The sequence below is a fragment of the Ligilactobacillus sp. JN-6 (Y).1 genome, from assembly GCF_058111525.1.
The window spans coordinates 1550096-1563057 of sequence record NZ_CM176599.1 but is presented as its reverse complement, the minus strand read 5'-3'; the positions used below and the strand labels follow the sequence as shown (position 1 = coordinate 1563057).

General features: G+C 35.6%; 13 protein-coding genes. 1 reads left to right on the top strand and 12 read right to left on the bottom strand.

What is annotated here, in order from left to right; translation table 11 throughout:
- Positions 1-81: 81 nt before the first annotated feature.
- The 11 genes from AC3XNE_RS07185 to AC3XNE_RS07135 all read right to left on the bottom strand — a co-directional run bounded on the left by AC3XNE_RS07185 (position 82) and on the right by AC3XNE_RS07135 (position 11065).
- Complete coding sequence (locus tag AC3XNE_RS07185) at positions 82-798, bottom strand: histidine phosphatase family protein (RefSeq protein WP_489831422.1); 717 nt, start codon at positions 796-798, stop codon at positions 82-84.
- A gap of 520 nt (positions 799-1318) precedes the next feature.
- Complete coding sequence (locus AC3XNE_RS07180) at positions 1319-1696, bottom strand: VOC family protein (RefSeq protein ID WP_489831421.1); 378 nt, start codon at positions 1694-1696, stop codon at positions 1319-1321.
- 21 nt (positions 1697-1717) lie between these two features.
- The gene (locus AC3XNE_RS07175; protein ID WP_489831420.1) at positions 1718-3124 is read right to left on the bottom strand and encodes a GH32 C-terminal domain-containing protein; all 1407 of its coding nucleotides are present in this window, start codon (positions 3122-3124) and stop codon (positions 1718-1720) included.
- A 26-nt stretch (positions 3125-3150) separates the two neighbouring features.
- Entirely contained in the window at positions 3151-3561 is a 411-nt protein-coding gene (locus AC3XNE_RS07170) for a PTS sugar transporter subunit IIA (protein WP_489831419.1), read from the bottom strand.
- Positions 3562-3579: 18 nt separating this feature from the next.
- The gene (locus AC3XNE_RS07165; RefSeq protein WP_489831418.1) at positions 3580-4068 is read right to left on the bottom strand and encodes a PTS sugar transporter subunit IIB; all 489 of its coding nucleotides are present in this window, start codon (positions 4066-4068) and stop codon (positions 3580-3582) included.
- A 12-nt stretch (positions 4069-4080) separates the two neighbouring features.
- Positions 4081-4872: a PTS system mannose/fructose/sorbose family transporter subunit IID gene (locus AC3XNE_RS07160; RefSeq protein WP_489831417.1), complete on the bottom strand. Its 792-nt coding sequence runs from the start codon at positions 4870-4872 to the stop codon at positions 4081-4083.
- Positions 4865-5644 (bottom strand): PTS mannose/fructose/sorbose/N-acetylgalactosamine transporter subunit IIC, encoded by a 780-nt coding sequence (locus tag AC3XNE_RS07155; RefSeq protein WP_489831416.1) that lies wholly within the window; start codon positions 5642-5644, stop codon positions 4865-4867. The genes AC3XNE_RS07160 and AC3XNE_RS07155 overlap by 8 nt, the downstream gene beginning before the upstream one ends.
- Before the next feature lie 262 nt (positions 5645-5906).
- Positions 5907-8645, bottom strand: coding sequence for a sigma 54-interacting transcriptional regulator (locus AC3XNE_RS07150; RefSeq protein WP_489831415.1), 2739 nt, complete (start codon positions 8643-8645; stop codon positions 5907-5909).
- A 291-nt stretch (positions 8646-8936) separates the two neighbouring features.
- Positions 8937-9926 carry a LacI family DNA-binding transcriptional regulator gene (locus tag AC3XNE_RS07145; RefSeq protein ID WP_489831414.1) on the bottom strand — a complete coding sequence of 330 codons (990 nt, stop codon included), beginning with the start codon at positions 9924-9926 and terminating at the stop codon, positions 8937-8939.
- A 460-nt stretch (positions 9927-10386) separates the two neighbouring features.
- Positions 10387-10740: an FGGY-family carbohydrate kinase gene (locus tag AC3XNE_RS07140; RefSeq protein WP_489831413.1), complete on the bottom strand. Its 354-nt coding sequence runs from the start codon at positions 10738-10740 to the stop codon at positions 10387-10389.
- Complete coding sequence (locus tag AC3XNE_RS07135) at positions 10730-11065, bottom strand: FGGY-family carbohydrate kinase (protein WP_489833387.1); 336 nt, start codon at positions 11063-11065, stop codon at positions 10730-10732. The genes AC3XNE_RS07140 and AC3XNE_RS07135 overlap by 11 nt, the downstream gene beginning before the upstream one ends.
- Before the next feature lie 179 nt (positions 11066-11244).
- On the opposite strand from AC3XNE_RS07135, the gene AC3XNE_RS07130 reads away from it, so the two are divergent.
- On the top strand, positions 11245-11742 hold the full coding sequence (locus AC3XNE_RS07130; protein ID WP_489831412.1) for a DUF805 domain-containing protein: 498 nt from the start codon (positions 11245-11247) through the stop codon (positions 11740-11742).
- Positions 11743-11968: 226 nt separating this feature from the next.
- On the opposite strand, the gene scrK is transcribed toward AC3XNE_RS07130, so the two are convergent.
- Positions 11969-12841: a fructokinase ScrK gene (gene scrK, locus AC3XNE_RS07125; RefSeq protein ID WP_489831411.1), complete on the bottom strand. Its 873-nt coding sequence runs from the start codon at positions 12839-12841 to the stop codon at positions 11969-11971.
- Between the last annotated feature and the right edge of the window lie 121 nt (positions 12842-12962).

Here is a 12962-nt window from a genome sequence, read left to right as displayed (position 1 = left end):
TTAGAAATGAAAATTTCAAAGGGAAGTTTATCTCCCCTAAAAAGTAACCTAACAGTTAACTCATTCTCACCCTTTCATCTCTTACTGAGTTAAAACCTTTTTGCCAGAATTATAATATTTCATCGATCCTATATCACCGGAAAGTTTAAACTTGCCGTTTTTATATTTTAGTTTAGTTACTGCATCATTGCCCAAGCCTTCTCCCTTAAATTGAACAAAGTTTTGTTGTGAGAGAAACAGATTTATTGCCGCTCCAGAACTAACAACTAGTACATTGCCTCCACCATTTTTTTGCTGTTTTTTTGCAATCTTAGTCAAGGACTTAGTCATTCTTTGCTCAACTTGCTTTGAGCTTTCTGCTCGATACTTTTTTGGCAGATCAGTCTTCAAGGCGTTTTGTTTATCCAATTCATAATAGCCGTCTTGCATTTTGTTTTGCGCTAACTTACCATTCTTTTCCTTAAGTTCATCAACATCTTTGTACCCAAAGTGCTTTGCAATTACAGGATCATTTTGAACACTATCAGGACGTCCCTCGTAACTTCCGTAATTACCCTCACGCAAATTAGGATCTATTTTTACATGAACCTTTTTATTGTTAGAAGCTTTCAATGCTCCTTTAGCTGTTTTTTCCTGTCTCGTCAAGTCGCTGGAATAAGCTGCTTTAAACTTCACTTTTCTTAAACCATGGCCTAAATATTTTGCTCCGTTAACTCCATTTTTGGTCAAAGTATAATCGAACGGTGCATCACGTTGGCTATTGTCTCGCCGTGACGTGTAAGTAAATTTTAACCTCATTCAAACTCCTTTTTGTACTTGCAGCATTTGCTGTAATAACCCCTACGATAACTGTTAGAAAAAGAGTAAAAATTGCAACCAATACACTGTTAATTCTTTTTTTCATTGGGCTAGTCCTCCCTACACTTTAAAAACAAGAATCAATACTCCGTAAAGAATCTGTATAGTTTCCTCCTTTCACGGCTGATATAAAACGTTTTCTTAACGAGAGTCATACTGACACTTGTATATACAAGCGTCAATAGTGAAAACAATCACCAAGATTTTTCCCAAGTAAAAAAATCTTTTGAGCGACCCGTATGATTATTTCGCACAAAAAAGTTGCTCATTCCATTCAGGAACAAGCAACTTAAATAAAGTAGACCAACTATTTTTTAATTGAATAATTATTTCATCAATACCAACAAGAAAAGCGCCGTTCTTGATCTTCATTTGTATACAACAGTTTATTAATTACCAAATATAATCATAATCACTTAACTGTCAAAGTAAGTCGCCCAACATGCTAAACACATAAAGACTACAGTATTTGACACACTTCAAAGATTTCACGGTTCGGACCATAAAAGTTGAAAAACTTTATGCCATGTTCCCAATATGGCAGGTCATTAATGTTTGGATCAACAAACTCAACACCCAGTTTTTTGGCAAAATCGAAAGTAGCTTCGATATCATCCGTATCCAGAGCAATATGGTTAATAGCTCCAACTTTACCGGTAGCTTCTTCCTCAGATTCCCAACTTTCCAGGGTCAACGAGTTCAATTTATAAAAGGCAACCTTGCTACCCTCATTAACTTCACTATTGATTAACTTGAAACCTAAACTTTCATAAAAATTCTTACTTTCATCGAACTTGACAGTGGGGATTCCTACATGTTGTAAACCATTAAATAACAAGATAATCTCTCCTTAATTTTATCAAAACCCAGTCTCATAGCCAGAACGGTACTTAATATTAGAAACATTGACCTTACCTTCATTAACAAAGAAACTAAGAGCATTCCCTGTTTTCTCATTCATTCTGGCACTGAGGGCAACATTGTTCACATAAATAACAATAATTGAATCATCTACGATCAATTTAACATCATATTCTCTTCCTTTTTCTAAAGAAATTGGACGATCCAATCCCGTTGTAAAATATTGTGGCCATTTATAATTCGGTGTTTTAGTAAATTTCAGGGTGTGCTCAGGCGCAGACATCTTGTATTGATAGCCCTCCCGAGTTTCATTATTAACAAGCGCTTTAAAACCAAATTCTTTTGTAGTTTCTAAAGGTTTCACCGTAGCTTCTAATAAGAATTGGCTATCAACTTTGTCGACTAAGTTCTTTTCCTTTTTCCCAAACTGATCAGATAAATCAAAATCATCTATTTTCTCAGTTTTATCAAAATGGTCAATGATAGTTTGTGGTAATTTTACTCCTAAAGTCTTATCTTCGCGTTGTACAATTTTATGGGGAACAAGCGCTCCGCCCCAATCCCAGCTAGCATTATCATCATTGTTTTCTTTAGTTGCGACCCAGCCGGTTAAATACCTGCCAACTTTTTCGTTTCCAACTGTCCTAGCAGCATAATATGCTTTTCCATCAAAAGCCTCATCGTAAAGGGATTTCCAATTGCCAAAGAGTTTTTCACCAATACGATACTTTGTAACTTTATCTTCACTGTATTCAGAAAAGATCAGATACCAATCGTTTTTAATTTTAAACACATCTGGCATTTCCAACATGTTGAATTCATTCGAAACATAAAAGTCGCCTTTAAAATCCCAGTTTTTCATATCTGAAGATTCAAAATAAACTAACCTGCCAGTTGGTTTCTTTTTGTCACTTGGAATTCTAGCACCCAAAATTAATACATATTTGCCACTCTCTTCATCATAAACCACATGTGGATCGCGCCAATCATTCTTATCGTAACCTTCTTGAGGAACCAAGCTGGTGGCTTTACCAGACTTCTTCCAGTGAATTAAATCATCACTTGTTGCAGTCATTAAAATTTCTGAAGTTCTTTTAGCTAATTTAGCTTGCCTATTATGGCCAGTATAAAAGGCTATTTTTTCGCCTATTCCTTGCGCAACACTACCGGCATAAATAAATTGGTCTGCGGAATCGTGCTCACCTTTCGGAATCACCACACCATGATCCTCGAAATTGACGAAGTCTTTTGTTGTGACTAATGACCAGCCAAACGGATCTGTTAGAGGTTCAGGTTTACGAGTGTCTCTTTGATGAAACAAATAAAAAGTTTCATCCTCCTCATTGTAAAATGGCATACAATCTCCGAACCAATAGCCTTGCGGTTGATAAAATATCTTTTGCATGTATTTTCTCTTCCTTTCTTATACTTCTATTCATCATCAGAATTAAATTCTTCAGTAGCTTCAAAAAAATTAAACGAGGAAAAAGTTTGAATATGATTCTTGACCTTTTCAAGACTCTGACCTTGCATTCGTAAATTCATTATTTCAACTAAGATCGGCAAATTTACGCCTCCAAGTAACGAAAAATTTGCATTCCAATTGAAGCTTCTTTTAGCGAGTTCATTAAATGGAGTTCCACCAGGTATATCACAGAGAACAAAAGTATCTTCGTTTTCCATATTTTTCGTAAGTGTTTCTATTTCATTTGAAAAAGTATTAAGACCCTTATCTGATAAATTTAAAGTTTCAACATTTTCCAATTCTCCAAAAAAAGACTTAAGGACTTTCAAAAACTCATCGGCAAGGCAACCATGGCTTGCAATAACGACATTAAACATCTAACTCTCCTCACATTTTTATAGATAATCCTTCAGATAAACTGTCTGACTTTGTGGTGTTGGAATAACAGTAACTTCTATTCCCTTATCAACTAATGATTTGAAACTATTAATTTCTTCCTCAGTTGCATTAATGGAAGGTCGGATTCTCGATGTTCCTTCTCGCTGAGCCATATTACCGACATTAACTTTTTCAATTGGGAGTCCACTATCGACAAGAAACTCAACATCCATTGGAGATACACAAATCAATAAAACACGCTGCCCTTTGTATTTCCCACTCTTAATATTGGCAAGCGCCTTATCTCTTCCTAATATTGATGTACTTACATTACCTGGAGCCGCCATCCTTACGATCGACTTTCTCATATCGTTATTTACAATAGCGTCATTAATAACCATAATCCTTGTCACACTGAGCCTACCGCTCCATTGAGTCGCAACCTGTCCGTGAATCATACGATCATCAATTCTTACATGAATAATTCCTTCCATACTTTCAGCCATTTAACTCTCTCCTTATTTTAAAATGTGCAAAGCATTAAGCACCACACCAGCTACTAATACAATTAAAATTACATAAACAGGCTTTATTTTCTTGCCCAGCAAATAATAAACTATCCCTACGACAACAGCTGGTAATAATCCCGGCATAATTTGATTTAGGATACTATCGCCTGTCATCGACAACTTTCCTTGTTTGAAAGTAAAGTTTAAATTAGCTTTAACTACTGTAGCCGCCAAAGCTCCAACCACCATCAGTCCTAAGACAGAAGCCGAATTAGTAATGGATCTTAGGGTAGTATTCATTGAAGAAAGGATCTTTGTACCTGATTTATCTCCTAAATTAAACAACGGGTACGCAGTCCACCGAATCAAAATGGAACCAATTACCCATAAGAAAACGCCAAAAGGATTTCCGCTGAGCCCCATATTAGCCGCAATTGCCCCAAATATAGTCCAGGGAATAGATACAAACAAGCTATCTCCAATACCCGCCAAAGGTCCCATCAAACCAGTTTTCAAAGCACTAACTGCTTCGAGAGATTCTCCCTTACCATCTTCTTCCATACCAACATTAACACCAAGAATAAACGGAGCTGTAAAGGGCGTAGTATTGAAAAACTGCAAATGTGTCTTGACTGAATCCTTCAATTGCTCAGGATCATCTTGATAATTTTCCTTTATGAATGGCAACATCGCGTAAGTGTAACCTAAGCCTTCATACTTTTCATAGTTAAGTGATGTGGCACCATTAAAAATCCAGCGAGTTACTACCTTTCTGTGCAATTTTTTATTATTCTTACTCATCTTCATCAAATCCTCCATTCGTTGCTTGCTCTGTACTTTCTGAATTATTAGCTTTTGAATTGTTTTTAAATAGGATAAGTGCAACTGCCAAACCGATAAGAGAAATACCTAAAATTGGCATCTTAAGGTATACCGCTAAGACAAATCCAATGATAAGGTATGGAAAATAGTCGCGAGTTGGCAAGTAGCGTAACAACATTCCAATACCAACTGCTGGTAATAGGCCACCGGCTGTTTTCAACCCGCCTGAAAGCCAATCCGGCACATAATTAATAAAACTACCAACTAATTTCGGTCCAAGAATTACCGTTAACAATACAGGAATCCCAGAAACACATGTAGTAAATATGGTTGCAAGGTATTGCATCCACTCTACCATTCGATACTTTCCCGCTTCAGCATATCTTTCAGCTCTTTGCTGGCAAAATATATTTGCTGACCATTTTAAAACATCCGCTTGAACGATCAATAGAGCAACCGGAATTGCTAAGGTAATCCCAATACTTGTGGATTGGCGAGTTGCGATAGTGATATAAGTTCCAATTAATGCAGCCGTTTGATAGTCGGGAACTGAAGCTCCGCCAAAACTTGTGATTCCTAAGGTCATTAATTGTAAAGTAGCTCCAACGAATAACCCTGTTTTCATGTCTCCCATGATCAATCCTGTCAAGAAACCGGCTACAACAGGTTGCGAAATACCAAATTTAGGACCCTCTTTATCATAATTAATAAGAAAACCATAGATAACAACTAAAAGGTTCTGTAACAGCATAATTTTTCCTCCTCTTGAAAAATACTTTGATTTTAAAATACTTGAAATAGAGTCATGGAATAACAATACAATCAATTACCAAAATTAAATAACATCGAATTAGTAGTACAAACTTCTTACATTATATTGAAAAATTCCAGAACAAAATCTTCTCCTTTCTTTTATATTTTTCATTCTTACATAATAAAAACAAGCAAGTCGTGTGCCAACTTTGGCTATGCGACTTGCTCTTTTATAATATAGTGTTGGTATATAAACGGTTTTAAGACCTATTAAAAATTATCTGGTCAATATAAATCAATTCAGGCAATGGTATTTTCACACTGTATGCATCTGTAATCACACTAAAAGACCTTTTTATAACATTTAATTCTTTCCTGTGAATTTTCAAGTAAGAATCCTTAAATTCTTGCTTTAAATCAACAGCCTCTTTTCTAATTAAACGCTCTATCAAATAACTGATGTGCACGTATAACGTGAATTTTTTATCGTTTGGTATATTAACATCCAAATTTCTTTCCGTCTCTTGAATAAAAATAGTTATCATTTCAATTACTTTTTGCGCATCCAAGATTGTAATCGAATTTATAATTCTCTCTAAAGAGAAATTCTTAACCAATTGAGCGGAAAAAGCATCATTTTCATCGGTCGTTAAAACTCCTTCTAACCAACTTTTTAAGCTTTCAGTCCCTTTAGATGATAGTATTTTTTCTAAATAAACAAAACCGATACCTTCAATCTCAGGGTCATCAGTACCTATAACACCCAAAACGTCGTACATTTTGAACACAGATTCACTACTTTTTTCTCTTTTTAGAGTATTAAAATCGTACGGTATAATTTCAACCTTTTTCGCAGAAGGTAAACACCTTTCTAACAACTTGGCGACATGAGTAGCTGTTCCAATACCAGTATGACAGGTTGTTAAAATAGCGCTTTCCTTTTTTATTCTAGGATAGGTTAACTTTACATCTAAATTATTTAACTCTTTCGTTTTTTTAATTATCTTTTTAAAATTCAAGCCTTTTAAAATATATTCACCAACGCCTAATGCCATAGGCGTAGAAACATTATTCATCAACAACACAGGGGTATTTAGTTGTCTTGGAAAAAGTTCTTCAATCTCTTTTAAAGATCCCATATCTACCAAAATAATTAATCCTTCTGAAATATCATTGCTTTCACTATAATCTAAGATATGATTTGCAATTTCCATTGTACTAACATTAAAAGGCATGTCAAAAGATTCAAAAACATGTGAATCTAGAAAACGATTTGCAACGTTAGCAATACTACTTGCCGTGGAATAACCATGAGCAATAATAACCGCTTTCATCAGACCAGTCTTAGTTAGAATCTCCAGCTTGTTAAGATATACTGTTAATAAAACATAATCGAAGTTCTTTAATTCGATATCTAAATTATCTTTAATCAAGTTTATTAACTTAAGAACATAACGATAAACTTCAGAATATCTTTCTTTAACAGCTTCATGTAATTTAAGCATTGTAGGATCATCAATAAATTTTGGAAGTGTTAAATTCAATTTTTGCCTTTCATACAAATAATAGGTCACAGCATAAGCCGCATTACCACTAACCCTTAATTGGTATGCATTTTTTAACTGATCAAAGATACGCTTTACATTTTCTATCAGGTACGAAACAATTGATTTCTTTTCTTTATTGTTATTTTCAAAAATAAGATAGTCGAAGATTTGATAGACTTCTTGTTTTAGCTTTGTCTCGCATTCATCCAGATCATAATCGGATGTTTGAAAAAGTTGCAAAATATTTTTCAAACTACTTAAAAAAATATTCTTATGAGGGTCATCTTTTTGAACTAAATCGTTAATTGTTGTACTGTCCCTTATAAATAGCTCATCCCTATCTCCATCTAAAATCAAGTTTTTCGTTTTAGAAAGCACAGATTCAGACAAATAATAGACTGATAATTCGATTATCTTTTCATTTTGCTGCTCTGCATTTGCCTTGGCTACAGCAACTTTAATTGCATTTTTTTGTTCCCCAATATTCCCAGCAGGCTGGTAATTCACTAAAGAATTCAAAAAGTTCTTATCTACTTTTATTGGTTTTTCAATTTTTGTTTGCTCCCCCTTTAAAAGGGTAACAATTAAATTTAAGCGTTCATCTTTATCCTTTTCTTCTAGTGATGGCATGTTGACTTTAACAGGTATCCTTCGCATAAAGGTAGTCAAAAAATTGTCCACTAAAGATTCAGTTGTCGCAAAAAATACTCTAACATCAACTTTTATTGGTTTATTAGTATCTCCGACTCTATATATGATGCCTTTATCTAAATAGGTAAAAAGCTTTTCCTGTCCTTTAGGACCCAGGCGATGTACCTCATCTAGAAAAAGAATTCCATTGTCCGCTTCCTCAAAAGCTCCTCTATGGTTATCGTTAGCACCAGTAAATGCCCCCTTTGAATAGCCAAATAAGTTACTTGTTAATAATTCAGGATTATCTGCATACTGTGCACAATTAATTGAAATAAACGGTGCGTCGGGCTTAATCAAATCTTTTGCAACACAAAATTGATATATTAAGTTGACAAGAAAACTTTTGCCGGTCCCGCTTTGCCCAGTAATCAGTAGCGGCAATCCTCCATTTGGATATAATAATGCAGCTTTTATTCTTTCGACGCTTTCTCTTAAACTAGGATTTATCATTGCAAACTGTCCTAAAACGTCGCTACTTCTCATTTCATCATAGAATTTTTGCAATGTGTTATAGTTACTCTTCTTAACAGCGTGATTTTCATTCTCAACTTCCTGTTTATGCAAGAAATACACTGGCCTAGAATTAATTTTAATTAACTTCCCGTCATTGTATAAATCATTTAAATAAAGGCTGACTGTATTTCGCTTCATACCTAAAGAGTTTGCAACCCCGTTAGCAGTAAAAGCGTCTTCTAAATTGTCTAAGTTTGTTTCGTGAGTTTTCATTTCTAGAAAATTTAATATGTCATTTTTTTTCAACTTGCTGATCCTCCTAAAGTAATGTCACAAATTACAAACTTTACATTGAAAATTAGTTTCTAACCTCTCAATCATATTTTTATACTCCTTATTTTCAGATGGCTTTAACTCAATCCACTTATTGTTAATGATTACGTTTCATTGATTAAACAAACCACTAAAAAAATTCCTTTAATTCAAAAGCTCTCTCTAAGAACAAAAACAATCAAATATACTGTTCAAATATATATCAACCGGTTTCATATGTAAACCCGTTTCATGTCAAGCGAATAACCTTAATAAATTTTATTTTTACGCCGTAAAACCTTTATGTAATTTTACAGGTATTCTTATGTCGTCATGCTCATCAATTCCATTAATCTTATTAATTAACTTTCCCACGGCAACTTGAGCAATCTTTGTAATTGGTTGGCAAATCGTAGTCAAATAAGGGTTAAAAGCCAAAGTCTGCCTAGCGCCATCAAAACCAACGACTTTAACATCTTGAGGCACCAAACGCCCACTTTTCTGTAAATATTGGATTGAGATGTTAGCCAAAAGATCGTCACCTGCAAAAATTCCATCAATTTCTTCATGATCGCCCAAGTATTCTTCTATTAAGTGTTTTTTATTTAAATATTTTTCAACAAACGCCACCTCCAAGATTTTCGCAGGTAGGTTATTAGCCGCCATAATTTCTTGATAAGCTCGTGTTCTGGCGTTGGCTGGTAATTTGATTTTACTGTCACCCCTAATACATAGGATATTTTGGCACTTACTTTCAACCAACAAATTAACGGCTTTTTTTCCACCGGAATAATTATCACAAGACACAGTAATTGTATTTTTGCCTAAACTTCTATCTACTGCCACAACAGGCAGCTCGGGAATATTATAACCCTTAACATTTGTATTATGAGTACCAACAATAATACCGTCAACTTGGTTTTTTCGCAGCATCGCTATATATTTAGCTTCCTTATCTGAATTGTTTAAACTATTGCAAAGAAGAACCTTATAACCCTTACTTGACAACTCGTTTTCGATATTTTGAATTAATTCAGCGTGAAAAGGATTAGTAATACTGGGAAAAATAAGCCCGACTGTAAATGAACGCTTTTGATACAAAGCCCGTGCTAAATCATTGGGATAATACTCTAACTTCTTCATAGCTGCAAATACCTTATTTTTTGTTTCCTTGCTTAAATATCCATGATCGTTCAACACGCGTGAAACTGTTGCTGGAGAAACTTCAGCTTCTTGCGCCACATCTCTGATGCCAATTCTCTTTTCTCTTTTCATAAAAGCACAGCCTCACTTAGTTTATGTTTTCTCAATAAATTAATTTTAGCATATAGCTATAAACAAACATATATTACTCGAAAGATACTTTACCCCTTTTCTAAGCGCTATTAATCAAGACTTAGATTTTCCCAGTACTCTATAGATAGTTAACTCCAACCAAAAATAAAACCAACCAACTAATCACCACTTGGTTTAAACGAAATATACTCTGTTATATTCATTCGAATACATTGTTAACAAAAGAAAAAAACATCTTTTCTTTCGATAAACGAAAGAAGGTTACTACCAAGACTAATTTAAGCTTTGTTATCTAAAAATACCCTCGATCCGAAATTTCTTATTTCAGACTAGGGTTTTGCTCTTTAACTTTTTGTGTTTTTCTCTCCAGGCTTTTAAGCTCACTCATCAGAATCTAATTTTAAATAAACTTGGAACAAAAAATACCAGCAAAACAACTCTAAATTTGCTGAACCGCTCTTTCCCAACCGGCAGTTATTTTTCTTCGCTGAACCTCGGTCATCTCACTAAAATAACTCCTAAATGCTGTTAGAGGATCGTTGTTTTGTCCTACATATATACCAAGAGTTTGGCCGGCACATAAAACCACACCTAGGGCACTAAACTCTGCAATTTCAGGGACTTTAACTTCGAGGTCGGACAAATTACTGATAAATTGCATTAAATAACCATTTGCAGTGACACCACCATCAACATTAAGATCCTTGGGCGTAAAGCCGGTTTGATTTTCGATCAAGCGTAAAATGTCATTGATTTGGAAGCCTATTGAATCGAGGCAGGCTTTAATTTTCATTTCTTCCAGTTGTTCTTGTCATTCCCGTCAAAGAAGCAGCAGCGTTAGGTTTACAATAAGGAGCCCCTAAGCCGGAAAAGGCAGGGACCAAATAAGTCTGGTCTTTATTCTCGGCTGATAGTGCACATGTCTCGGCCTTTTTAGGTGAGCTCAACAATTTTAAATCATCAACTAACCAATTAATAACAGCACCGGCATAATTAATATTTCCTTCTGCTACATAAGTAACTTTATTATCTAGCCGCCATCCAATGGAAGTAACAAATTCACCAGTTTGAAACAAATCACTTCCGATATTCATCATGACTGAAGACGCGGTCCCGATCGTTTGATATCGTTTACTTATCTATGTTACCTTGACAGTAAGCGGACAAAAGCAATGATTAGCCAAGCATAAAACCATTCTTTCCCACATGCATAATTTATTAATAACTAGATAAATTTTTCTGAAAAATACTGAGTCATTCAAGTGAAATCACCACTAATTAAAAGGAGTGTATTCCTATGGCACATAAAAATATTTCCCAACCACCTAATGAAACCGTGAACTTTAAAACTGCTCTCTCAGATTTTTGGAAGAGAAGTTTAAATTTTACAGGAACTTCAACTTTTGACGAATATTGGTGGATAGAAATCCTTTCGATTGGAATTGCCTTTGCGACATTCTTCTTAACATTTGGTTTGATGGATGCACAAGTGAATATTGCCTTTGTGTGGGGTGTGTTTATTTTAATTTTTCTGTTCTTTGAGCTCCCTGCGCTGTCATTAGCTGTTCGACGTTTGAGGGACACAGGCTTGACCAACTTATCAATTTTTGGCCTACTTTTTCTTTTCGTTGTCTTAACAGCTCTTTCTGGTAATACTGATACAACTTTAATTAACGTGATCAGTTGGCTCATCAACGTTTGTGTATTTTACTTTTCGTTACGCCCGACAGGTCATTTCGTAACTAAGCAAAAAAGCGGTTGGCGTACTAAAATCTTTCAGCAAGTGAAAAACTAAGTTGTTACATCAAAATCCCAAAACTAGAGGCATACAAGCCCTTGACAAAGTTCTTGTATGTCTCTAGTTTTTGCGGCTGTACAGATTTAGAACTAAATAATGCAACACTGCTTCAATAACCCGAACACAAAAAAATGGTGCTGGTAGAAGGTTTGAACTTCTACCAGCACCATTTTTAGAGCGCATCGCTTTTTACTCTTCGGACCACTGATGTTGCAAGTCTAAACTATGACCGCAACAATTTAACTGCCAAAGCAAAGTCACCTAAGGTTGCCGAGCCATTATCCTTCACTTCAGGCATGACGATGTATTTGTCCAAATCCGGCAGTGGTAAATAACTATTGATCATTTTACTAAGTTCATTTCTGACTTTATCCAAAACTGATTCGCTGATCACACCACCGCCAAAAACGATCTTATCAGGCCGAAACAACAAGGTTGCCTGTAAGGCCGCTTGTGCAATGTAGTAGGCCATAATATCCCAGACTGGTTCACTTAAAGGAACGTCTTGCCCTTTTTTACCGACACGCGCCTCAAAAGTCGGGCCGGAAACCAGACCTTCCAAACAGTCGCCGTGGTAAGGACAAACTCCCTTAAAGTCTAGATCATCAGGATGGTGTTTTAATAATACGTGTCCCATTTCCGGATGCCCTTCACTGCCGACAAAATCACCGTTGATCACGGCACCGCCACCGACACCAGTCCCGATCGTATAGTAAACCAGCGAATTAACTTGTTCATTAGCTAACAGTGACATTTCATATTCACCGTAAGCAGAACCATTCACATCCGTGGTCCAAGAGATCGGAATATTCAAATACTTTTTTAAATAACCCACAAAATCGGTATCTTCCCAATGTGCTTTAGGCGTCGTGGTAATATAACCGTATTTTGGTGAACTTTGCTTGATCTCGATCGGACCGAATGAAGCAATCCCAATAGCTTCGACCGGATATTGCTTAAAGTAATCCACAACTTGTTTTAGTGTTTCTTCCGGTGTAGTCGTTGGAAATTGTACCTGATCTTTGACCCGATAATCCTCATCACCTACGGCACAAACAAACTTTGTTCCTCCTGCTTCAACTGAACCAACCAGCATATTTCTTTCCTCCTTGACTATGAAAACAGAGCGTAAACAAGCGGGAAGAAGCGAGTACTATCGGGTTCCGACAGTATATCGCGGTTTTAAGCGATATGGTGTCGGAACTGGATAGACGGAA